At 55.0% G+C, this 21,767-nt stretch carries 17 protein-coding genes and 3 pseudogenes; 5 read left to right on the top strand and 15 right to left on the bottom strand.

The genetic code is table 11. The annotated features are described in order from the left end of the window. Positions 1 to 320: 320 nt before the first annotated feature. A complete protein-coding gene (locus TX24_RS32355; protein ID WP_186354437.1) occupies positions 321 to 1,661 on the bottom strand; it encodes a hypothetical protein in 1,341 nt (446 codons plus the stop codon). A gap of 125 nt (positions 1,662 to 1,786) precedes the next feature. Between TX24_RS32355 and TX24_RS25850 the strand changes: the two are divergent. Both TX24_RS25850 and TX24_RS25845 read left to right on the top strand, forming a co-directional pair. Further along, positions 1,787 to 2,023: pseudogene (locus TX24_RS25850) on the top strand (transporter substrate-binding domain-containing protein); the annotation flags it as partial. A gap of 206 nt (positions 2,024 to 2,229) precedes the next feature. Next, entirely contained in the window at positions 2,230 to 2,907 is a 678-nt protein-coding gene (locus tag TX24_RS25845) for a hypothetical protein (protein ID WP_057711649.1), read from the top strand. 83 nt (positions 2,908 to 2,990) lie between these two features. Here TX24_RS25845 and TX24_RS25840 read toward each other — a convergent pair whose 3' ends face one another. Continuing rightward, a complete protein-coding gene (locus tag TX24_RS25840) occupies positions 2,991 to 3,866 on the bottom strand; it encodes a helix-turn-helix transcriptional regulator (protein ID WP_057711647.1) in 876 nt (291 codons plus the stop codon). A 119-nt stretch (positions 3,867 to 3,985) separates the two neighbouring features. On the opposite strand from TX24_RS25840, the gene TX24_RS25835 reads away from it, so the two are divergent. Then, a complete protein-coding gene (locus TX24_RS25835) occupies positions 3,986 to 4,243 on the top strand; it encodes a hypothetical protein (RefSeq protein WP_057711645.1) in 258 nt (85 codons plus the stop codon). A gap of 10 nt (positions 4,244 to 4,253) precedes the next feature. Continuing rightward, positions 4,254 to 5,306: an ADP-ribosylglycohydrolase family protein gene (locus tag TX24_RS25830; protein ID WP_057711643.1), complete on the top strand. Its 1,053-nt coding sequence runs from the start codon at positions 4,254 to 4,256 to the stop codon at positions 5,304 to 5,306. 686 nt (positions 5,307 to 5,992) lie between these two features. Here the strand turns inward: TX24_RS25830 and TX24_RS25825 are convergent. The 8 genes and pseudogenes from TX24_RS25825 to TX24_RS25795 all read right to left on the bottom strand — a co-directional run bounded on the left by TX24_RS25825 (position 5,993) and on the right by TX24_RS25795 (position 16,876). After that, positions 5,993 to 6,400 (bottom strand): SMI1/KNR4 family protein, encoded by a 408-nt coding sequence (locus TX24_RS25825; RefSeq protein ID WP_057711641.1) that lies wholly within the window; start codon positions 6,398 to 6,400, stop codon positions 5,993 to 5,995. Positions 6,401 to 6,415: 15 nt separating this feature from the next. Next, positions 6,416 to 7,003, bottom strand: a complete 588-nt coding sequence (locus TX24_RS25820; RefSeq protein ID WP_057711639.1) for an HNH/ENDO VII family nuclease — start codon at positions 7,001 to 7,003, stop codon at positions 6,416 to 6,418. Next, on the bottom strand, positions 7,000 to 10,200 hold the full coding sequence (locus TX24_RS25815; protein WP_057711637.1) for an ATP-binding protein: 3,201 nt from the start codon (positions 10,198 to 10,200) through the stop codon (positions 7,000 to 7,002). The genes TX24_RS25820 and TX24_RS25815 overlap by 4 nt, the downstream gene beginning before the upstream one ends. A gap of 4 nt (positions 10,201 to 10,204) precedes the next feature. Next, positions 10,205 to 11,101, bottom strand: a complete 897-nt coding sequence (locus TX24_RS25810) for a hypothetical protein (RefSeq protein ID WP_057711635.1) — start codon at positions 11,099 to 11,101, stop codon at positions 10,205 to 10,207. Between the two features lie 12 nt (positions 11,102 to 11,113). Beyond that, positions 11,114 to 13,372, bottom strand: a complete 2,259-nt coding sequence (locus TX24_RS25805) for a dynamin family protein (RefSeq protein ID WP_057711633.1) — start codon at positions 13,370 to 13,372, stop codon at positions 11,114 to 11,116. After that, positions 13,369 to 14,379, bottom strand: coding sequence for a dynamin family protein (locus tag TX24_RS25800; protein WP_082628878.1), 1,011 nt, complete (start codon positions 14,377 to 14,379; stop codon positions 13,369 to 13,371). The genes TX24_RS25805 and TX24_RS25800 overlap by 4 nt, the downstream gene beginning before the upstream one ends. A gap of 421 nt (positions 14,380 to 14,800) precedes the next feature. Further along, a pseudogene (locus tag TX24_RS31985) lies at positions 14,801 to 14,899 on the bottom strand (IS5/IS1182 family transposase); the annotation flags it as partial. Positions 14,900 to 14,956: 57 nt separating this feature from the next. Next, on the bottom strand, positions 14,957 to 16,876 hold the full coding sequence (locus TX24_RS25795) for a DNA recombination protein RmuC (RefSeq protein WP_057711631.1): 1,920 nt from the start codon (positions 16,874 to 16,876) through the stop codon (positions 14,957 to 14,959). Between the two features lie 375 nt (positions 16,877 to 17,251). Here TX24_RS25795 and TX24_RS31385 point away from each other — a divergent pair. Then, a pseudogene (locus tag TX24_RS31385) lies at positions 17,252 to 17,452 on the top strand (YagK/YfjJ domain-containing protein); the annotation flags it as partial. Between the two features lie 74 nt (positions 17,453 to 17,526). Here TX24_RS31385 and radC read toward each other — a convergent pair. From radC to TX24_RS25765, 5 genes are all read right to left on the bottom strand, one after another. Then, the gene (radC, locus tag TX24_RS25785) at positions 17,527 to 18,024 is read right to left on the bottom strand and encodes a RadC family protein (RefSeq protein WP_057711626.1); all 498 of its coding nucleotides are present in this window, start codon (positions 18,022 to 18,024) and stop codon (positions 17,527 to 17,529) included. A 47-nt stretch (positions 18,025 to 18,071) separates the two neighbouring features. Further along, positions 18,072 to 18,998: a recombination directionality factor gene (locus TX24_RS25780; RefSeq protein ID WP_057711623.1), complete on the bottom strand. Its 927-nt coding sequence runs from the start codon at positions 18,996 to 18,998 to the stop codon at positions 18,072 to 18,074. 106 nt (positions 18,999 to 19,104) lie between these two features. After that, the gene (locus TX24_RS25775; protein WP_057711621.1) at positions 19,105 to 20,109 is read right to left on the bottom strand and encodes a YqaJ viral recombinase family nuclease; all 1,005 of its coding nucleotides are present in this window, start codon (positions 20,107 to 20,109) and stop codon (positions 19,105 to 19,107) included. A gap of 109 nt (positions 20,110 to 20,218) precedes the next feature. Then, entirely contained in the window at positions 20,219 to 21,187 is a 969-nt protein-coding gene (locus tag TX24_RS25770) for a DUF932 domain-containing protein (protein WP_057711619.1), read from the bottom strand. Between the two features lie 72 nt (positions 21,188 to 21,259). Further along, positions 21,260 to 21,589 (bottom strand): hypothetical protein, encoded by a 330-nt coding sequence (locus tag TX24_RS25765; RefSeq protein ID WP_057711617.1) that lies wholly within the window; start codon positions 21,587 to 21,589, stop codon positions 21,260 to 21,262. Positions 21,590 to 21,767: the final 178 nt, after the last annotated feature.

Genomic DNA, 21,767 nt, shown 5'->3' with positions numbered 1-21,767 from the left:
CTGGTATGAGGCCAAGGGGTGGCTTTGGCTGATTCCAGCCATTTACGACCTGTAGCAATCGACCTAGGCTGTGCGAAAACCCCAGCGAAGGTCGACTCACTCAAAAATCGACCTCCTGTAATCGGGCATATGCGACGATCTACTAGTTGGAAGTGGAGGAGCAAAGTACCCCTTAAACCAACCCAACTTTGAGGTTTTCACACAGCCTGGACCCAAAGCGGCCGGTCAAAACGCGAGGCCGATCTCCCTTTAGACTGTCGGCTCAGATGCCCGCCGACAATTATCACCGAGAAGATGTTCGTTTGGCCCATGGACTAATGTCAGCTAATCGTATCCTCATCCATCGTACGCAGAATGACCGGCGCGATGTCGGGCTGCCCGTCGACGTTCGTAGCTAACAGGTCAGCGTTCAGCGCCCATAGTTTGGTGCTGTGATTTACAGTGAATACCCCAAGATTTTCGAGAATCGCCGCCAGCTTGCTGGTGTCGGGGATGTTGCCACGTCCGTTTGTAGCATGGTGGTATGCGGTTCCGATCCCTTCGGCGCTATCACCGTTGCGTACGTTATCGGCCTTGTTGGCTAACGGGAAAGGCTGGATGCCGAACGTTTTCTGGAGGTTGCCCAAGGTTTTGTTTACGACCCCGATAGGGAAGTACGGACCTCCTTCAACGCTGAAACCTTCATCGGTGAGCTTGTAGCGGAAGGGCTTGCAGCGAGTTGGTGTGCAGCAATCGATCCATGAGAGATCCTGCTCGAACTGTTGAGTTGATCCTTGGTCTTCCTCTGGGTAATTCCAAAGATCATACCCGATCATAAATAAAGCGGCCTCCAGGCGGCGGAGTGGATCAACGTTGGTTCCGTCATTGGCTAGGAATGCGCTCGCAGCAGCGTTTGGATGGGCAACTACACTGCTGAGAATCCAGCTTGCTTTCATGTTCCATTCCGCATGGTGGGAACCAGCTTTCAGGCGGGGGAAACGAAGCGTTCCTTCGGATGGGTTTCGGGATTTCACGAAATGCTTACCGGTTTCCTTCGCTGGTGCCCATGGGAAAGTCAAGGTTTCCGGCACAGTCTTCAGTTGTCGAGCTTTGCAGTACATCACTACGCCCCAGCCAAGCGCTGCTGCGACACGGCTGTCATAAATGATAAAGTCCTTGCAGACCAGCGAGTAGACCTTGGTCATGCCAGCGTTGAATCGGAGGTCTTTGGCCTGAAGGATGGGGACGTCGGTTACGCCAGCGTCGATGGCGTCACGGGTGGCTGATAGGGTAGCTGCCAGGCCGCGCAAGTTCATATTGAGCCAGGTAACGTTATTGCTCTGTACACCGCCCCATATCATCACGTCGATAGCAGCTTGGCAGCACGCTCCATCGTTGACCGCTGGGGCGAGTGCCAACGCCTTCTGTAGGTCGGCCTTTAGGGCGCTGAGAGCTACATCGTTGCTCACTGCGGTTTTACCTGCCGGAACCTGCAGGCGCTTGATTGCAGGATGTTGCCATTGGTATGCCGAGTAAGCGTCGGCAAGGCTGTCGCAATACCACAAGGTTTTACTCTGTCGATTCAGGTACTGATGACGAATCGTGGCGTTGTCCAGGTTGCCGCTGAGCCACTCGATGAAATCTTTTACGGTCGGATTAATAAGGTAGTCATTGCGCGTCATGAGAGGCCCCTGTGATCGGTTTTTTGCGGTGAGGTTCCATTATCGCTAAGCTTGCGACAATTCCTGTCGTGACAATTTTCCTATGAGTGAAAAGGCGCTGACCTTTCGATTGCTCCGGTTATTCGCTGAGCTGCCTGAGTTTGGCCCCAATCTATGCAAAGGAATGGACTGTCATTCGCTTCGGTGTCAATCCCAGTTCGCCGTTCGAGTCGAAGGCTCTCGACGGTAATCTAGTGGGGCTCGACATCGATATCGGCAGCGCCATCTGTGTCCAGCTCAAGGTCAAATGCGTATGGATGGAAAGTCCTAGGGGCAGCGTCATCCCGGGGCTGAAAGCGAGGAAGTTTGACGGCATTCTTTCGTAGATGAGTGTGACGGAAAGGCTTGATGTGATTCCCGAGCGTGGACCGGCTGCGACAGCCGGAACCTAAAGCGAGTTCAAGTAAGCATCCTCATTCATCCAATGCAGCAAACTCAAGAAACATGACTTCGTGTCGATACGTCTCTCATCGGTAACACCGTTGGCGCAACTGGCGCTGCCCTCTGTTGACCCTTAAAGGAACAACCTATGCCGTTAAACCGGACCCAGATAGAGGCCCTGCAGCACTCCATCCATACCTATAGCTTCCCTTTGGACTACTACGATCACGCATTGCCGAAACAGCAGAACCCTCAGGTCGCGAGCAGTATTCAGCAACTGGAGTCGATCATTCAGACTCAACTGCGGTCGACGGTGCCTACCGATATCGAGCAAGGCCTGGGCAACATCATTTATTGGGGAAACGCGACGGCCGGCTACAGAGATAGCCGATTCGCAAAATTTAACTCACTGATTGGCTCGTTTGCTCCTTACGCCTCGTTCAATGGCCTGGTTAGCACAGGTACCCCCTCGTTGGCTGCGCTCAAGCGACTCGGGTTTCCCAGCTACTCAAATATCTCTTTCGTGTCCAAGATTCTGATGTTCCTGAACCCCCAGGAGTATTGCGTGCTGGATTTGCAGATCTGTAAGTTGAAGAAACAAGCCCGGCCAATCAGCCGGGCTTTAGATCGACTGACCCTATATCCGACAAGCATTCCAATTACCCAAGCCAACGAGCAGGTGTACGATCTTTGGCGCTCTGAGTGTCGTTGCATCAGTTCGACTTACTACGATGGGAGATACCGGGTGGCGGATGTGGAGCGTGGGTTTTTCCAGCTAATCAAGAACGACCTCGCCCAGGCCCACTCGATTTACGACGACTTCTGACGCGCTCGGCCCCTGAGTGTTACGCTGCAATGCGTAAGTTCAGGGAACGCGCTGCCTGGAATGGAGATGTGTGCCTGACTCCCTCAGTCATACAACCAGGGTTTCAACTCCTTCAGGTTCCCCGCCACTATCTGTTGTGCCTCTGGTTTTGGGTCTAGATTCTTGGGATCGATCTGATACCGCTGCAACACATACTTGACTAACGCTTGGCGACTGGGAATCTCTAGCTGCCCATCCACCATACCGAAATCAGTCTGGATGATCGCCTTCTGCGCCAGCGTCAGGCGCTCGTCGGGCTTGATGATCACCGCCACCTCGGTGTTCCAGACATCATCTCCATCGATGCCATTTTCGGTTTCATCATCCCGCACGTCGGGCACACCACGTAGTCGACTCAGAACAAAATCGCGGTATTCACGATTTTTCTCACAGTAGGCGCGAACGTGCCAGCGCATGCCGGTGTACACCAGGGTATGCGGCGCGATCGTGCGGCCCTCGGGGTCTGGGCTATTCAGCGAAACGTAGTCAATATCCAGGCGCAGGTGGTCGCGGCAAGCCTTGAGCAACGGCCGAAGGATCTCCGCCTTGATCGAGCGATCCGGCACTTCCAGCACCTTGGTGTGGGCATATGCGAGGGCCAGGCCCTCAATGTGCGGCGCGCGCGCATTGTTTTGATACAGCAGGTGCAAATAGGCGCTGGCACTGTCGTCAATGAACAGCGGCTTGAATGCCTTGCTGGGCACATAGCCCTTTATTTTTTTGTCATATGTAAGGTTTTTAGACGCATGCTCGTTGATGTAGGTGTTGATGTCTTTGGATGCCTGCTGTCGGCTGATGCCGAAGCTCTGCATCAAGTGCCCCGTGGTCAGGCGGCCTTCCCACCAGGCAACGGTTTCTATCAAACGATAGCGAAGTGCCAGGTCCCAGCGGACTTGTTCGATGGACTGCTTGCGTTTCATAACCTCTCCATGTGCGCGAATACTTTACCTGTATAAGTCTACATTCTAGACCTGTCACTAATCACTACATATCTTGTGTTTGTCTTCGAGATGAATCGAACTCACGGAAGGAAGTGGGCATGAGTATGTCGGAAGCAGTTTCGACGGCTGCATTGGTGATGATGGGGGCAATCCTGCTGGTGCTTCTGCTGCAGTGCCTGAGGTTGCGTGAACTCTGGCAAATGGCTCTTGGCTTCCAAAAGGACGTGCGCTGGGCGCGGATTTGGGAAATGGAAAATCGGGAACTGCGTTCGGCGCTGCGAGCTGAGAAAGAGCACATAGAGCAGTTGCAAAGAAAGCTGGTGATTTTGCAGGAATTGATCCCGGCAGAGGGATAAGGGAAAGGACATGAACAGACTTGAACGGATCAAAGGCTGTCTGTTGGGCGGTGCCGTCGGCGATGCGTTGGGCGCCCCGGTGGAGTTCCTCGAATGGCCTGCAATCGAAGCTAAATTCGGTCCACAAGGTATCGTTGATTTTGCCCCTGCTTTCGGTATCACCGGCGCCATCACCGACGACACGCAGATGATGCTTTTCACCGCAGAAGGCTTGCTGCGGGCTTATGTTCGCGGCAGTTCGCGGGGGATTTGCCACGTTCCGAGCATTATCCATCATGCGTTGCTGCGCTGGCTGATGACCCAGGATTACCCTACGGCGATGCCTATCAGCCGGGATGGGTGGTTGGTCGAGCAACTGGCGCTCTGGTCTCGTCGCGCTCCTGGCACTACCTGCATCAGTGCACTCAAGGCCAGTCTACGGCTAGGTGCTGTTGCCGAGAACAACAGTAAAGACTGTGGCGCCGTGATGCGTGTCGCGCCCTGTGCGTTCTTTGCCAACGCCTTTGACTACGCTGCTCAGTCAGGACGCCTGACCCACGGGCACCCCACGGGCTACCTGGCGGCCGGACTGTTCGCCGATATTCTCCAGCGCATTGTCGATCGGCAAGACAGTCTGGAGCACGCAGTTACTCAAAGCTTGGCCAATTACGGACAAATGCCCGGTATGGAAGAAACACGTAGTCTAATCGAGCGCGTGCTGTTCTTCTTTTACGAGGGCTACCAACCCACCCCGCAACGCATAGGCGAATTCGGCGGCGGTTGGGTCGCCGAAGAGGCGTTGGCTATTGGGTTGTGGTGCGCCCTGGCCGCGCGCTCGTTCGAGGAGGGCGTGATCACTGCGGTGAATCACGGTGGCGACAGTGACGGCACCGGGTTGATCGCCGGGCACCTGTTGGGAGTTCAGTATGGTGCTGCGGCGATTCCTGCTCGATGGTACGGGCAATTGGAGCTGCGCGAAGTGATCGAGCAGATTGCCGAGGATATTGAACGTGTACCTAGTGATTATTGTGGACATGGCGGGGAGCTCGATGAACAGATCGAGCGGGCCTATCCCGGGGACTGAGTGAGTTAAGTCATTGAGTGCGTATCAGCATTTGGAGAACTACCATGCCCATGAGGCCTAGACTTCTTACCTATGTCTGCATTAGTTGCGGGTGGAGGAAAACAGTGGCACCGCAAAGTGACGTGCTGCGGCCAGGATATCGGTTTGATCGATGTCCCCAGTGCCAGAGCACCTCGCTGACTACCCGACCTCCAGGGTTGTTGGAGAGAACACTGGTCGAATTTTTGTCGAGCCGGTAAAGGCATTACAAGCGCTGGGCATGTAGACATCATGTCTACATGCCATTGGGCTGGGCTGTTTATTGCCCAGACTTGTCTGTCGCTGGACGCGTCTGTCGCCTTCTGCCGGGAACGGGTAAATGTAACGAGCTTTGGGAGGGGCCATTGTTCAAGTTGGCGTAGGGTTCTTGGAAGCTGTGTGCGTTGATATTGGTGGCATACGCGGATATAGAGACGGTCCGTATGTAATTGAAGATATCGGCGTTCTATTCCGGATCCCGGATGAAGGTGAAACAATTACGGTTTTTCTGGATGTTGATTGCCCGGCGGTTGCAGGAGCTGAGTGCAGTAGCGACTGCACTCAGTTAGTTCTTCAAACGAAGCTGACAGCCTCCGCGGTAGGTTTTTCCTGTTCGCCTAGGTAGTGCGGTCTTGAGTATCACTTGAACACCAATACCGCACACGTTGCTATTCAGCAAAGATATGACTGATCAAAAATTGATCAAGGTCAACGTCCAATACCCGGATCACACCGCCATTGGGAGTAGACCATAGCAGAACCTTTTGGGCCTTGTTGTCGTATAGATAGTACTGGCCGTCCCCGGTTTCGATCAGCGGTACAGCATTTTTCGGGTAGCTTGGATCGCGCGAAAGATCTGTAAAACTGTTCAGGACATGCAGGTAATAGTCATTCGGAACACCAAGACCATAGGTTTCATAGGCCTCAAAGACAATCACCCCGAATGTTGACAGGAACGACGTGTACTCGGCAGAAAGAGCAAAACCAAGCTGTTCCTGGAGCGCAGTGATGCTGGCCGAGTCCGCAGGGCGGGTATTAGCCTGATAACGGTCAACCAAATCTTTTAGTTTTTTCATAAGAGGGGCTCGTACTCACTGCTGGTTTTCGATCTGTTCAGCTCGCGCCTTCCAGTAGTCTTTTCGTTCTTTGTCGAAATCTTCTCGATTGATTTCCGACTCTTTCTGCTTGTTGTGCAGCACATTGTCATTGCCATTGCCACGATGTTCGCTGCTGGTCAGTTCGGCGAGCGGAGAATCCTGCTTCTGACCAATATGGTGGAGTTCGATCGGTTTGCCGTTCGCATCCAGCGGCGCCTTGCCCATCTGCATCCGTTCCAGGTTGGTGTTGCCGAACAGGTCTTTCTGGTCGTAATCGATATCCGTGCGAATCAGCGCATCCTTGCCATTGACCTGCGCCGGTTCCAGGTTGGCATCCTCGTAGATACGAGCTTCGGCCTCACTGCCGATTACATCGAGCACCTCTTCTGGAAAACCCAGGTGCTCTAGGCGTTCGCGTGTTTCGGCAGAGACCTCGGGCAACTCCAGGCGATTTTCCTGGGTGAGCGCCATTGGCTTGTCGAGTTCAGCGACGTTCAGACATTTGTCGGGCATTTCCCGGGCAATCAACGCCAGCTTCGATGGAACCTCGATTTTTTCGGCGGAGAAGTTTTCAAATTTCACAGGACACTCTCTGTTTTACGGCGGGTGCGCCACATGGAATAGATCTCGAGGTGGCTGTCATGCTGCAAACTGAAGTCTTTCATCAGGCATTGTTGGGCGGCTAGGGCCAATTCCTGACCAAGGCCGGCAACACAACCCTTCAGCAATTGGTCAAGCAGATCACTCAGGTGGCCATAATCGGTCGCCGACTGAATCGCCTGCTGCACCAGCTTGCGGCAGCCGAGAAAGTCGACCACCAATTGCGAGGTGTAAGCGAAGGCTTCCGGTTTCCACAGTGTCAGCTGTTGATCTTCCTTGTACTCGTCGAGCGCTTGGAGCAAGGCAATTTTGCACCGGGCAAGCAACGGCAGGTTGCACAAGCCGTTTTCCAGCAGTGCCACCTCTACTTCAACCGGCGTGTTAATACGCTGTGCCAGCAGTAAGCTGAGCAACTGTTGATTGAAGTGGCTACTGTTGATATTGGCATTTGCTGCGGGGCGGTAGATGTAGGTTGTTTCTCGACCGGCGAACTTCCTGACCTGGCACAGCACCGGCTCCAGCCAGTCGTTCTGGTAGACGATGGCAACGCCCTTGGGCAGCTTCGCGATCTCTTCGAGCTGATCATCACGCAGGGCCACGGATTTGCCGATCAGGCGTCGGTCCATCTCATCGGGCAGGCGCATGATGATTTTGGTGTTGGTATTGCGGATCGCTGCGATATCGACCGCATGCGGCGACTGGTCAGCGATGATGAAACCTTCACCATAGGTGCGCATTTCGGCAATCGCATTGGTCAGCATTTCAACCGACTTGCCGACCATGCTCGAGCCTTCGCCCCCCCCTTCGGAAGGGCTGCGTTTGAGAATGTTGTGTGCTTCTTCAAGTACGGTGACGTGACGCAGCGGTTGATTCATTCCGCCAAACGCCATGCGGTGTTCACTCAGGCGCATGATCAGGATGCCCATGATCAGGGCTTTGGTTTCGGACGAGCCTATGCGGCTAAGATCGATGATCACATTGCTGTCGAACAGAACGCTGCTGTCGATTTCATTCGCAGCGAAGATCTGGCCATTCAAGCCGTTGGTGAGGGATTTGATCCGCGTAGACAGCGAACCTATGTAGTTGCCCTTGAGTTCCTGGGAGTAGGCCGATGCTTCGATGACTGTTTCCAGTGTGCTGAGCAGATCGGTGAAGGTCGGGAACAAGCTATCGCTGTAGCGGTTGCTGGACAGCTCCAGGTCCCAGCCACAGGCTTGGTACGCCTGCAGGATCGCTTCTTTGAGCACCGCAGGCATGGCCGCATACATCGGCCAGCACACGTTGAATATCTCCACCAGCCGATCCACATGCTCCAGCACATGGATTGCACTCGGGAAGCGGAAGGGGTTGATCCTGAGCAGGTCGCTGTGGGCCGGGTGGGTGCCGAACACACTGACATCCGAGCGCTGTCCGAAGACGTGCTTGTACTCGCCCTTGGCCGGTTCGATGACCAGGAACGGTACGCCCGCGGCACTGACCTGGTTGAGCATTTCGTATAGCGTGTTGCTTTTGCCGGCACCGGTCGAACCGCTGACGAAGACGTGGCTGGACAGCTGATCCAGGCTCAGTTCAATCGTCTGTGGCAGGTTTTCCCAGAGGTGACGGATGTTGCCCAGGGTCAGCGTCCTGTCCTTGCAAGACAGTGTGGCGTTGCCATCCAGGCGCTGCACCTTGCGCCCGAAAGCCTGGGTCTCGACCACTGACACCGTCGAGGTTGAGCGCCGTGGCAGGCTCATTTGAATGGCCATTTCTTTGCTGGAGATCAGCGTGGCAGGGGTAACATAGCTGATCGGCACCCGCGTCGAGAAGCCAGGCTTGAGCTGCGGATGGCTGAAGGTTGAGAGCCAGCTCAGCACCGCTGACTTGTGGTTTGAGGTCCAGGTGGTCAGGGCGAAGTCTTCGTGGCTGGACTTGCTGCCGCGAACGAGGCCGAGAAAGATGCTTGCCAGTGACTCGGACGATGCCTTGCTGTCGCCGATGAAGTAAGCGGCCGAGTTCCAGCCGCCGTAGGTCTTGGCTTCGTCGATGCGTAGCAGGTGGTGATCGATTTTGCTCAACAGTTGCTCGATGGTCTTGTCGGTCATCTCGATCGAGATCTGGCGGTTGGCGCCGGTGGTCTTGTTGAGCGAGCGGCTGTCGGTTGTGCTGTTGGTCTGGGTTGTCGAGGTGGTCCTGGATGCAGACTCGCTCCAGGACGTGCCGTGGGTTTCGCTGCGGCCTTGGGCGGTGGATTGTGTGGTGCCTGTGGTCCGTTGCTCATTGAACAATGAACCGACCATCTTGCCGCCAAAGGATGCCAATTTGCCGAGCGTGGTCTGCGCACTGAACGACTCGCTGGTTCCAGTCGTTTCAGTGGTCGAGGTACCAATAGTTTCCGACGTACCCTTGGTTTCCGTCAGGCCTAGGCTGTGCCCCAGTGAATCGCTCAGGCCTTGGCTGATGCTGAGCCCGACACTGTCACTTTCCTGCTCACCGAACGACAGTTGCTGCTTGAGCAGTGGCGAGAGCTGAGTTGCGACCTGCTCGTAACCGGCACGGATCAGGTCTAGGTTCTGCGAAGACACCGGCTCGGCCAGAATCACCGCTTGATAGACGCGCTGCTCAGCCGCATCGATAAAGCGCTCAAGCCCCTGCATGAAATGCTCGCGGTTTTCGGTGGACAGCGCCGGCACGCCCGTCACTGCGGTGATACTGGCAGCGGGGTTGTCCTTTTCCGCCTGCAGTGTATCAAGTAGCGAATTGGCGTCCTGGACATTTAGGGCGTGCAAGGCACTGCCCGAGAAGTGCCCCTTGAAGGTCTCGCGTAGCAGTTCGCCGGAGTTTTGCCCGAGCATTTTTCCAGATTCGCCACGGGTACCGATATACAGGTCCGTTTCGCGGCCATCGGAGCGCAGGAAGAGGAATACCGAATACCCGGCGGCCCCCAGTGCGGTGTAGGCCGCGGTCGTGCTTTCGAGCACCGACTGCTTGTTGTCCTGGACGATACGTTCGACACGGAAGATCCGCATGTCGCTCGCCCGGTTGAATAGTACGCCCGCCTCGGTGGAGGAGTGAACCGGGTATCGATCCAGTTCCGACAGGTAGCTGCGATTGATCAGTGCCCGTCCGGCCTCCAGTGTCAAGGCAGCGCTTTGCTGGATTTCTCGGATGGCCAGTGGACTGAGGGTAGTCGTATTCATGGGGTCACTTCACCAGCGCAATCAGAAAGACCACCAGTGCGGCGATGGTGCCACCGATCATCAACGCTGTTTTGAACACAGGGTTGAGCTCCGAGCTGGAAGAGGAGAGGGGGGAGCGTTGCGACTGCGAGGAATGATGCTGTTGTTGTAATGTTGCTGGCGAGGCTTGGCTTGAGGCGGTCTTCGGTTTTGGCGCAATCGCAACGAAGCCTTCTACGCCCCGTTCACGCAGTAACGAGCGTACGTCGATCTGATGCAAGTAGCGTTCTTCGGCGAAGTTGGCCTTCAGGTAGACAACCTGACCGTCGTAGTACTCCGAAGTCCAATGGTTGCGATCCGGGTCCATTGCACGGGCGAAGGCTTTCTCAGAGTAGCTTTCGCAAAGGCCGGGTACTTTGGTTTTGACCCATGACAGCGCTGCACGGAGCTCTTCGCTTGAAAGACGATTGTCGTTCAACTCCATCCGCAGTGCGGTGCGGATCGTTAGCAAGTCACCTTCGTCGACGAACTTCTTGAGGTTTGCAGAGGGTGTGTAATGCATCGACGCAGTCCGGGAATTCTCAACTGTGGCACTCGTCCGCTCGGAAGACGGAACGAAGCCTTTGATGCTCTGTTTGCGGAAGTGATCGCGAACACGGATCAAGTGTTCCAGGCGCTCGCGGGAAAAGTTGTGCTCAGCAAGAATTTTGTGACGGCTGTAGTAAGAGCTGGTCCAACTGACTGGATCGTTGTCTATGGGGCTCTTTGCTTCACCTGCCTCGTAGCTGACAACCAGTTCAGGGGTCTGAGCTTGTGCCTGTGTAAGCACATCCAGCAAAAGTTCAGTGCTGAGTTGGGTGTCATCGAGTGACGCTAGAAAGCCTTTTCGGGCTTTGGAGAGCGTTGCGGTTGAGGTTGTCATATGAGCTCCAGGTTAAACGGCCAAAGTATTGTCGAGTTTGGACTTGAAGGCTTCGATCCAGCTATGCAGTTCCTTTGCCTCTGCAATTGCCCGTTCACGGGCGTTGCGGTCGCTCGTCTTTTCACTCAGTGAAATCAACAGCTCACTGAATTTTGTATCGAACTCCCTGTTCATGAATGCCAGGAATTGGTCGATCAGGCGATTTTTACCGACCTCAATTTCATTTCGGGCGCTGTCCACTAAGCGTTCAAACTCTGCTTCAACGCGGGTGACTCGCTCTTTCCACAAGGCCTCGAGATCTACGAAGGTTTCAGTCCCATACTCATGGACGGTCTTGGTCGAGCCCCAGGAGAAGGGTTTGTACCACTTGCTGGCACTGACCTCGCGGGAGCTGATGACGATCTCTCGCTCCTGGATTTCGTTGTTTTTCACGTTGAGGTTGAACGAAATATCCCCGACCGTTTTTTTGATGCCTTCCAGGATAGGCAACTGCAGGTGTTGGGTATCATTAAACAGGTCGGCGATGTAGCGCTGGTACTCCTGGTGCAGGTCCTGGCGAATGATTTCCTGGCTGGAGCTGAAAACAGCCTCATAAGCGTTGATCAGTTTCCTGTGTTGGAACTGAAGCTGCTCTTCGGCCTCTTGGATGCGTGTTTCGGCAATACTTACCGTCACGCTACTGCTAGTGAAGCGCTCCGCTAGCTTTCTCAAAACGGGTTGGATCACGCCCTCGAGTTCAGACAGCTCACGCTCAGTGGCCGCGGGCAGATCTTTACCTTCCCGCGCGATTTTATCCTTGTAAGCTGCCGTGTCGAAACCTTGCTCCTGCCGTTGCTGAAGTGCCTGAATCTCTTCATTGATATGACGGAGAAAGCGCTCATCCTGATCCAACTGCTCGATCAACTCGGCCTCGTTGAGCCCCACCTCGATTGCCTTGGTCATGGCGTCATAAGCGCGCTTCAAACGATGCGGGAAGTTGTACTTGTCGATGTACTCATCGATCATCGCCTCAACTGCCGGGAGGCCGCTACTCAGCAGCAACTCTGAGTGTTTTCTCTCTCGAAGGTTACGTTTGACCCTCGAGCTAATCGGCATGTACTGGAGCAGGTTCATGCTCGGCTCTTCGCTGAACATGTCGGCCATCGCTTTGTATTCACCACGCTCCTTGCGGGTGTGCTCGTCGCTTGGTTTGCGAATCAAGCGCGTGAGGTTAGCGGATACCGGATAGATCTGTGGGTTATGGATATCATTGCTGGTGAGGTACTGGTTGACGCGGGCCAAAACCGAGGGCAGGTCTTCGCCGTTCTCAGGATCGAACACATCCATCTTGTTGATCACGAAGATGAAGCGGTCCTTGCTCTGTTTGCCCCCCTTGCGCATGGTATCGGCGACCAGGCTCAAAAGGTTACGGTCGTCATTTGTGCCTAGTTGGCTGGCGTTGAGCACATAGAGGATCAGCGGGTTGCGCTTGGAGTCCGAGATGAAGCCCATGGTGGTACGCTGGTGTTCTTCATCCTGGCTGTTGTTGGGGCCGGGGGTATCGGTCAATACCAGGCGCACGCTTTCACGTTCCTGAATCGCTTCAATATTGCCTTCGATATCAATTACCTGAGTATCAGTCAGTAGGTTCCATTCCTTGAGCGTTTCCAGGGTGACATTATCATCCTGGCCTACCTTGTCACCGCTACGGTTGAATCGCTTAGCTGTAAAACGCCCCGTCATCGAATCGTTGTCAGTAATCCGGGCAATGGTCGCCGTCGTGGCCTCGTTCGCCGCTGGCAAGAGGTCGCGGCCGAGCATGGCGTTGATCAGCGTCGATTTTCCTGAAGACATCGTGGCCACGACATAGACGTCAAAATCGCGGTTGAACGCTTCGTTGAAGGACTTGCGCACCTCTTCGTTTTCGTTAATGAAGTGCTCAAATTTCGGATGTTCCTGAGCCTCTTGCATCAGCTCGCGAATCTGTTTCAGGCGAGTTTCAGTAGGTACCGTTTCAATCCAGGTCAGCTCGACCTGCATGCCTTTAGCGATGGCCACCTCCGCAGCCTCGACGATATCCAGATAGTCCGACTCTACGCCCTTGAAGGTGATGTGGTAGTTGTTGTCACCATTGAACAGGTTGTTCAACTCGTCGAACAGCTTCTCGACCCAGACCTGCAGTCGCGATTCCTTGTAGCTCGAAAGCTTGCAACCATCTGCGGGGGCTTGCCCGTTGATCAGAAAAGCAGTGTCGACGGTGAATGGGTTGTGCTTGATTTCGATAGCGTTCATGGGTTTTCAACCGATTGCCGTTGATGTTTTATAAGGATTTCAACTGTTTTAAGGCCGCTGATGGCAACCAGTTGTTGTAATTCATTTTTCTCGCAGGCCTGCTCGTCAGATGGCTTGGCCTGATGCTGCCGTTCGAGGCTGGCCAGCGTTTTGAAGACCCGCTTCTTGATAAAGTCGGGTACTACAGTGGCGTGAAGCAGGGCGCGTTTGTTATCGCCGAGATCATCTAGGGCTTGCCGAAGTTTCGAGCGCTGCGTGCGGGTCAATGTCTCTGCCTTCAATGCCTTGCGGGCATAGAGGGCGGTACTGGCCATGGTCGGTATGATCATCGGATGCTCGAAACCTATGGCCGTCAGATAGCTGTACACGCTGCTGACATAGGTGGTGATGTCTTCGCCCCTTTCTGGGTCGAGCAAATCGACTTTATTGAGAATGAAGTAAATCGGGTGGCCAGGCTTGCTGGCTAGTTCATCGCGAAGTTGCTCCAGGAAGGCCCTGTCATCCTGCGTTCCCAGCTGGCTGGCATTGAGCACATAGCACAATGCTTTGAAGGAGACCGTACGTACCGCCTCAAGCATCAATTGAGCATGCCCGTCGTCCTGACTGTTATTCGGTCCGGGCGTGTCATGCAGCACCAGCCCAGGTGCCGGACGTGGCACGATTTTAAAGCTGCCAGCCAGCGTGATGCGCTTAACCTCGGCATTGGCATTCCAGTTACGAACAAGCTCCGCCGAAGTTTTTGGCTGACGTGCTAACTCAATATCGGAGTACGAATAACATGCGCCGCTAAAATACTTCGTACCCTGACGATGTTCGACGCTGGTCATGCAGGCAGTGGTGGCTTCATTGGCCGTGTGTAGAAGCTCTTGCCCGATCAAGGCGTTGATGAAGGACGTTTTGCCGGCGCTCATAGTCGCCAGCACCAATACGTCGAAGGTGTCCGTGGTCAAAGGCCTTCGTGGCCTAGCTGTGGTTGCCTGCGCTTTTTTGGGCGCTGTTTGCTTCATAAACTTATTATCCCTATCGCCCGTCGCGTCGGAACGCGTCTGGCTAGTCGTAATCCATGAGTGCTATAGGGGCGGCGGCAGCGCTATCGCCCCTGGTTAAAATGTCACGCGTTGTTTGCTTGGATGGTGACGTTCTCACAGGTGCGCGACAGAACAGGTCGCAGGGGCAACTTCTGTAGAGCCCGCGCATTCTCTCCAGCTTCTTGTTGATCACATCGATCCACGCCTGAGATCCATGTCACATATGAATGGCGTTATGGGTCTTGGCTGAGGTCAAGCGAGTCATCCTTGTACAAATGCTTGGCTGTCTTGGGAGAGCGCCGGTTAAGCCATCTATCGGCCTGAATCCAATAATCTTTAACGCAATCAATGAATGGCCCCGATGGGGCGTTGCCGACCCGCGGATTTAAGCCAGCACTCCGCTAAAGGTGTTCTGGACCAAGTCTCGGTAACGGTAGAGACCTGTGTCCAGATCGGCATTGCCCTTGATCGAGTTGCGCTTTCTCAGGATCACCGAACGAGTGCTCTAGGTCAGTTGAGGCAAAGTGAGCGGCAAGGGTGCCGCTCACTGTTTACGTTAGGTATTGGCCGCGCTTTCCACCGGAAGTATTGCTAAGTCGCTTTCCATCTCTTCATCGTTTCCCACAGCTGATGCTGGTAGACGCTTGGAGACCGTGACGCCCAAAGCGACGAACTTGTCCACGGTCTTGGCCAGGCTTCCGTGATCCCCTTTCAGAGTATTGACGCTGTCGGAGTAGCTTTTCTGCACCGTAGCGATCTGATTACCGAGCTTGTCCATTTTATCCACGAAGATGCGCAACTTGTCGTAAACCTTGCTTGCCATCGTTGCGAGTTGCAGCGTGCTGCTGTTTTGACGCTGGATGCTCCACAGATTCGATACGACCCTCAGAACCGGCAGCAGTGTGGTGGCGGTGATTATCGCAATACGTTTTTCATATGCAGCCTGGAATACCCCCGGACTGTGCTCGGCCGCGACCAAATATGCGGGCTCAACCGGCATGAATAAAAACACAAAGTCAGGAGAGTTGATGCCGTTAAGGTCTGTATATTTCTTATCGGACAATCCGTTGATGTGGTTCTTCAAAGCCAGAACGTGTGCGGACAGGGCTTTGGTGCGATCTTCGTCGGTTTCGGCGGAAACGTACTCCGTGTAGGCCACTAGCGACATCTTGCTATCGATGATGATGTGTTTGCCTTCGGGCAAATTGACCACGAAGTCTGGTCGATTGTTTCCTGCATCGTCGTCCTTGAAGTTCGCCTCGCGGTGGTACTCGAACCCTTTGCGCAGCCCTGCCTGCTCAAGCAGCATCTCTACCTTTTGCTCGCCCCAGGTGCCTTGAAGTTTTTTGTCACCCTTGAGCGCTTTGGTAAGGTTTGACGCTTCGGTTGTGATCTGGACGTTTAATTCCATCAGCTTGACCAGCTCGCTTTTCATCGAGCTTTGGCCCTGCACGGTATCGGAGTGAACCTGATCCACCCGCTGACGGAATGACTCGAGCTGGTCCTTGAACGGTTTTAGTAGAGTGTCCAGCCCTTGGCGGCTTTGCTCAGAGAAGCTCTGCTGTTTACTGTCGAAAATATGATTGGCAAGGTTCTGAAACTCCTGCTTGAGTTGAACCTTGTTATCTTCCAATAACTGCAGTTTCTCTGCAGCTGAGTGCTGGTCGCGCTGGTGGCGCATATTTATTTCGGCAAGACTCTGCTTCGCAAGGCTGAGCTCCTCTCGCGTAGTGCCTAGTTCTTTGTCTCGTTGGGCCAATGTGTTGCGTAGCGTGTCCAGTTGGTCCTTTTGTTCTGCTGCCTGTCCCAACTGTTCGCGCTGCTTTTTAAATTCTTCCTGGGTATTGTCGAGGCGACTTTGGAGGTCCTTGTTGGCGGTTTTTACCTCCAGGAGCTGATGCGCTTGTTCCGCGCTTTGCCCTAGATGCTCACCTTGTTTTTGCAGTTGTAGTTGAGCTGCTTCAAAACGCGCTTGCAGCTGCGTCAGCGCCTGTTTCAGCTCATCCAACTGCCGTGTCTGCTCCTGGCCTTGCCCAAGCTCCTGTTTTAATTCGCCGAGCTGCAACCGGAGTTGGTTCGTTTCCGTACTGTGTTTTTCAGTGAGGGTGGCGGCCTCTGCGAGTTGCTGCACCTTATCGAGCGTACGTTGCTTCTCAGCTTCCAGCGAAGTCTTGAACTCGCTGAGCTGAATGCTGAGCTGCTTTTCGATTTCTCGATGGTTAGCCAATGCCTCAACGGCCAATTTCAGCTCATGTTGATGTTCCGATTGCTCATGGAGCATTTGCTGCTCGCGTTGCCGCGCAAGCGCGACATCGTTCAGCAATTGCTGGTGTTCAGCCTGATGACTGGCTTGCAGCTCGGAAAACTGTTGGGCCAGCTTGCCTGCTGCGATACGGCTATTGATCCAGAAGCCGATGCCCAGAAACAGTAAGCTGAGGAGCCCGATCAGGGCAGGGTTGAGGTACTGCTGTGCCATCGGTACATCCTTTTATCGCTGGATTGGATTGCAAAATGATGGCACGTTGCGCGTCTGCTGAGAACTGTCAACAAATCGAGCTTGATCTAATGCGAAACGCTACTGAAATTCCCCACGGGACTTCAGTTAGCCTAATGATCCGGGCGGTTTCTTTACCTGTTTAGGAATACAGTGTTTCTGCACCGGACATGCAGCCTGTAACTTAAGCTGGATGTCTTGGTGGAGCATCGCTCCTGTTTATCCCAGCTGCAGCCCATACAAGCAACATCACCCGCCTTTACCAACTCTACCGGGACAACTGCCATGCCTCCCTGGGGCGAGCATGAAGCTCACGAAAGGACGGCAACAACGCTTATCGCGTCGCTTTGGCCATGGGTATCTGTAGAGGCCGTCAGCGGTTTGGTCGAGATCCCCATCAACCTGTTCTATCACCTGCGTCGTGACGACCTGGCTGGACAGGCAGTCCTCTTCCACCGAACAAGTTATCTCTGCAAGTCGGCTACTAAGGTCTTTGTGGATGGCAGCCATGGCTTTGGCTGCAGCCGAAGTCAAACGCTGAATTACGACAAAAAATAAGTGATTGGGTACCGTGCCGATGACCGCCCTGGCATCAGCCAAGAGCAGTCTATCGGACGGTGTGACCATAAGGGCTACAGGTAACCTCGTTCAGCCAACGACACGCAGCCTTCATGGCCCACCACGACATGATCCAATATCCGGATACCGACCATGTTCAAAGCGTTCTTGAGGGTGGCGGTGAGCGTGCGATCAGCTTGACTTGGCTCCGGATCGTCGGAGGGATGATTGTGAACCATAATTACGGCCGCGGCGTTGTGCTCTAGAGCGATCTTGACCACTTCCCGTGGGTACACGCACGCCCCATCCAACGTGCCTCGGAATAGCTCCCTGAAGCCTATTACCCGGTGCTTGGTGTCGAGCAGTAGCAAAGCAAAGACTTCGTACTCGTGGTACTGCAGCAGTGTTTGCAGGTGGCTGAAGAGCTGCTTGGGCTCAGTCAGTGCCCGGCCTTTAGACAGACGACTCATTGCCAGTTGTTGAGCCATCTGTAGGATGTCGGCCTCGGTGACCGGTGATTCCATGACATAGGTGCCGGTCGTCTCACCTGCTTTGAGCTTGTGATATTTCATGGGGGTTCTCTTGAATTGGAAGACATTGGGTCAGGTTGGAAGTGTGATCAGTGGGCGCGAGCAGAGTGGTCACTGCCGCTTTGGAGGGATTTGGATTCCAGCTTTTGTACCAGTGAGGTTTTGGCAGTGGGCGCTGGTTTGGGAGCGGCTTCTGCCTTGCTGGTCTGATCTTCTGCTGTGGGGAAGAACTCCTCGACGATGGCCCCGGTGTCCTCATCGCTGTCTTCAAAGGCTCCGTTGCTAAAGCCCTGTCGTGCCGCGTGATCCAAGGCGGTCTGATCAAAGCCTGCGGCTTGCCGGGTTTCCTCCAGTTGCTTGGCTTCCAGCAAGGCGTCTTCTAGGCTCAGCCCACTGCGCACCGTGATGTCCACGTAGAAAATCGGCGTGCCGTGGCTTTGGCGGGTGGACTTGCCGCGAAGACGCAACTCCAGCGGCAGACAGGAGAGACGGTCTCCGGAAATGGCTTGTAGGTAATGTAGGCGTGCCGCCAGGGTACGGATGCTGTTGTAGCCCGTGGTACGGAAAACAAAGCTGCCCAGCGGATCGTCATCGCCAATCACCACGTTCAGCCGGCCGTAAGGCTTGCAGGCATTGCCTTGAGCCAGTGAACAGCTATCCGGTGAAGGGCAGGGCAACGACTGGATGCCGTCCTTGGTCAAGCGCTTGCAGGTCTCGCCATTACCGACGCACAGTAGTCGTCCTGTAGTGCGGTCGAACAGGCTGTAGTCAGCCCGAAAGTTGAGGTCGGGCTCGTTGAACAGCAGCCGGATCGGAATGCTGCGCAGCTTGCCGTCCTGGCCATTGCGCAGCTCCTCGTTGAGTGGATGCAGTAACCAGCCCTCGCGGCTCTGTACTTGGGAGGTGAGGGTGAATTGATCGTCCTTTTCCGGCAGACGCTTGCCGTTCTTTTCGACGACCTTGCCGATGGAAATGCGGCCCAAAATCGGGGGGGTGATGGCTAAACCTTTGAGCATGAGAGTTCTCCTGTATCTGAAATAAAAACGCCACCGAGACCGCGCAAACGGCCAGGGGGGCGTTGGAGAGAAAGGGCATGGGAATAAGGGAGGAGCGAACAAACGTTCAGGCCAGCAGAAAACGTCGACTGCCGGTTTTGGTGGTCGAGTAGCGCACTTGCAGATGGGGCTTTTCTTTCAGCAGACGGGGGATATCCAGGGCCACGCTGTCTTTGGCTTTCTTCCAAGTGATGTAGCCAGTTGCGAAGATCGCCCGACTGGCATCGCCCATAGCCTGTTGCAACGTTTGCTTGAGCTGAGCTTCCTGCTTCTCCTGCAGAGCAATCGATTCTCGCACGCGCTGTAGTTCGGTAAAGGTCGTACAGAGCCGCGTGTCATGGCTGAAGTCCAGGCTTTGCCCACTGTCCTGCGGATAAAGGCAGCGCAACGCCTGCTCCGCCGAGGCAGATCCGTCTGCCGGCGGCGGGGTATCACTGACGACGTAATCCCAGAACAACCGCTCCAGGTCGATCAGCCGAGCAATCAGTGGTTCATCGCGTTCAATGCGATGGATTTCCAGGTGCTGACCACCGAGCAGTACCGCCACATCAGCGGCCTGCTTGCCGGTGACGGCGAGCTGGTGCATGACTTGCAACTGCACATACTCGGGCACACCCTCCTTCCAGAGGCGTGCGCCGTTTATGCCGGCGGTTTTGCATTCGAGAATCTGCACTTCTGATGCGCCGATCACCTCACGGTCGATATTGGCCAGCATCCAGTTCAACTGCGGAGCCGGGTGTTGCAGCACGGCATTGATCCGTCGCACCCGGTGACCGCTACGCTTGGTGTAATGCGCAGCCACGATAGGCTCCAAAATGTTGCCCCAGTAAGCCGGGCTTTCCTCGTCTTGCGGATCGAGCTTGGGCAGTGATTCATCACGCCCGGTTTTCTCCATCCACAGCTCCAGCTGGGACTTGTACGGGTTAAGCCCGACGGCAGCGGCCGCATCCGAGCTGCCGATACCTAGCTTGCGCACGGCCAGCCAGTCCTCACGCGGCAGTTGTTGGGTACCCACCAGGCGCAACGCCGGACGGGGTTTAGTACTGAATTTTTGCAGCGATTGAGTGCTCATGATCATTTCCTGAGGCATAACGCCCGACCAGCACGAGGCTTACCAGGCGTTTTAAGGAGTGAGAAGAATGAGAAGGGGGTGAGGTTGATGAAGACAGCGAATACAGGGGCTAAGCTGCAAGTTGTAGCGCAGCCTCCAGCGCCCGTTGCTTGATCTGTGCACCTTGACCGAACCAGGCAGAGTCCATGCGGTATTCGTTACTACGAGCCCTGCGTTCGTGATCGACATACTCGGTCACAGCATTGAGCAAGCCCCACGCAGTTCCTTGGGCCGATTCCAGCGTGGCGCCGCGACCGCCGCCTTCGTACAGGCTTTGAACCTTGCGCAGCGCGCGCTCGTTCGGCAGGACTTCGGGCAGTTTGCTATGGGGGGTTGCGTCACACAGCACGTTCATGAAAAAGCCCATCGCTTCATGCCACTGCACCTTGCGTTCAGCCAGATTTTTCATTCGGTACATGAACTCGTCCCACTGTGAGACGGCGATACCCAGCTGCTTTTTCACTGCATTGGGATCAAAGCGGGTGTTGTGCGGCACCTTGATCGCCTTTGTCGTACCTGCCAGGGCAATGGTCAACGTGTTGTTGCAGACTACCCGCACGGTGGTCGGAGTGGCGGTGGTGGCCAAGGTGCCGTCACAGGAGGTGGCAAGCAGCAGGTAGCCATTCACCTCGTCGTTGCCCTTCAGCGCCGTGCCTTGCCCAGTACGGGCCAGAGCCCAGAACTTGCGACCGCCTTTGAGCACTCCAGCGGTTTCCAGCTCGTAGCCGGAAACTTCAGTGAGATCCCTGTAGAACTCCAGTACTTCACGGGGTTGCACAACCTGGTAGCGGTTGGAGACCACCGACAACGGGGCCTTGGTGTCGGAGCGATACAGCACCTTCTGTTCTGGGAAGGTGTGAATTGAACCCAGTGCACCGATGCTCTCGGATTTGAAATGAACGGGGCTGTCTTGGATCTTCCAGTCCATACCCGCTTCACGCTGCCAGACTTCGAGCGGTTGTTTCGGGGAAAGGCGACTGCCCAGACCATGCCAAGGAGTGGCGCCAACGTAAGCCATTTGTTCAACGAGATGAGCCATGGGAATGATTCCTTGCGAATGAATGCAGAAGAGCGTCGTTGTCAGTGACAAGCGACGCCTGTTCACAACGACTTAACGGTTGACGCTGAAGCTGTAACCGCACGCCAGGCATTGATAGTTGTGAAGGACTTTCTCATCGATCTGCTCGCCCAGCGTGGCCCCCGCGATCCCGCCAGCCACTCCGCCAAACAGACCGCCCAGCAGCGCCCCGGCGACGCTGCCGATAGCGATTCCCACCGGCCCGCCGACTACTCCCAGCACCGCGCCGGCTTCTGCGCCTGAAAGGGCGCCGGCGGCACCGCTGGCCACACCGCCTGCCGCACCAATTAATCCACCCGTTTGTTTACCGATATTTTTCGTGACGACGCGTCCAGAGTTACAGCTTGGGCACGGGTTATACATACGCAGATCCTCTCCAGTGATGAGCGTGCTGAGCCAAAAGTGAGCACGCCAAATCCCCGACAGCAGTCGATACCGTGGGGCGTTCACGTAGGTGATATAGATCTGAAATATTTTCGGATGTGATTTCGATCGGTAACAGCTGGTGCTTGCGGTAACTGAACTCGGGTTGACTTGCCGA

Origin of the sequence: Pseudomonas lactis, assembly GCF_001439845.1 — a bacterium.
Lineage (GTDB): Bacteria > Pseudomonadota > Gammaproteobacteria > Pseudomonadales > Pseudomonadaceae > Aquipseudomonas > Aquipseudomonas lactis.
The sequence above is the reverse complement of the archived record's forward strand: the minus strand, read 5'-3'. Positions and strand labels throughout refer to the sequence as shown.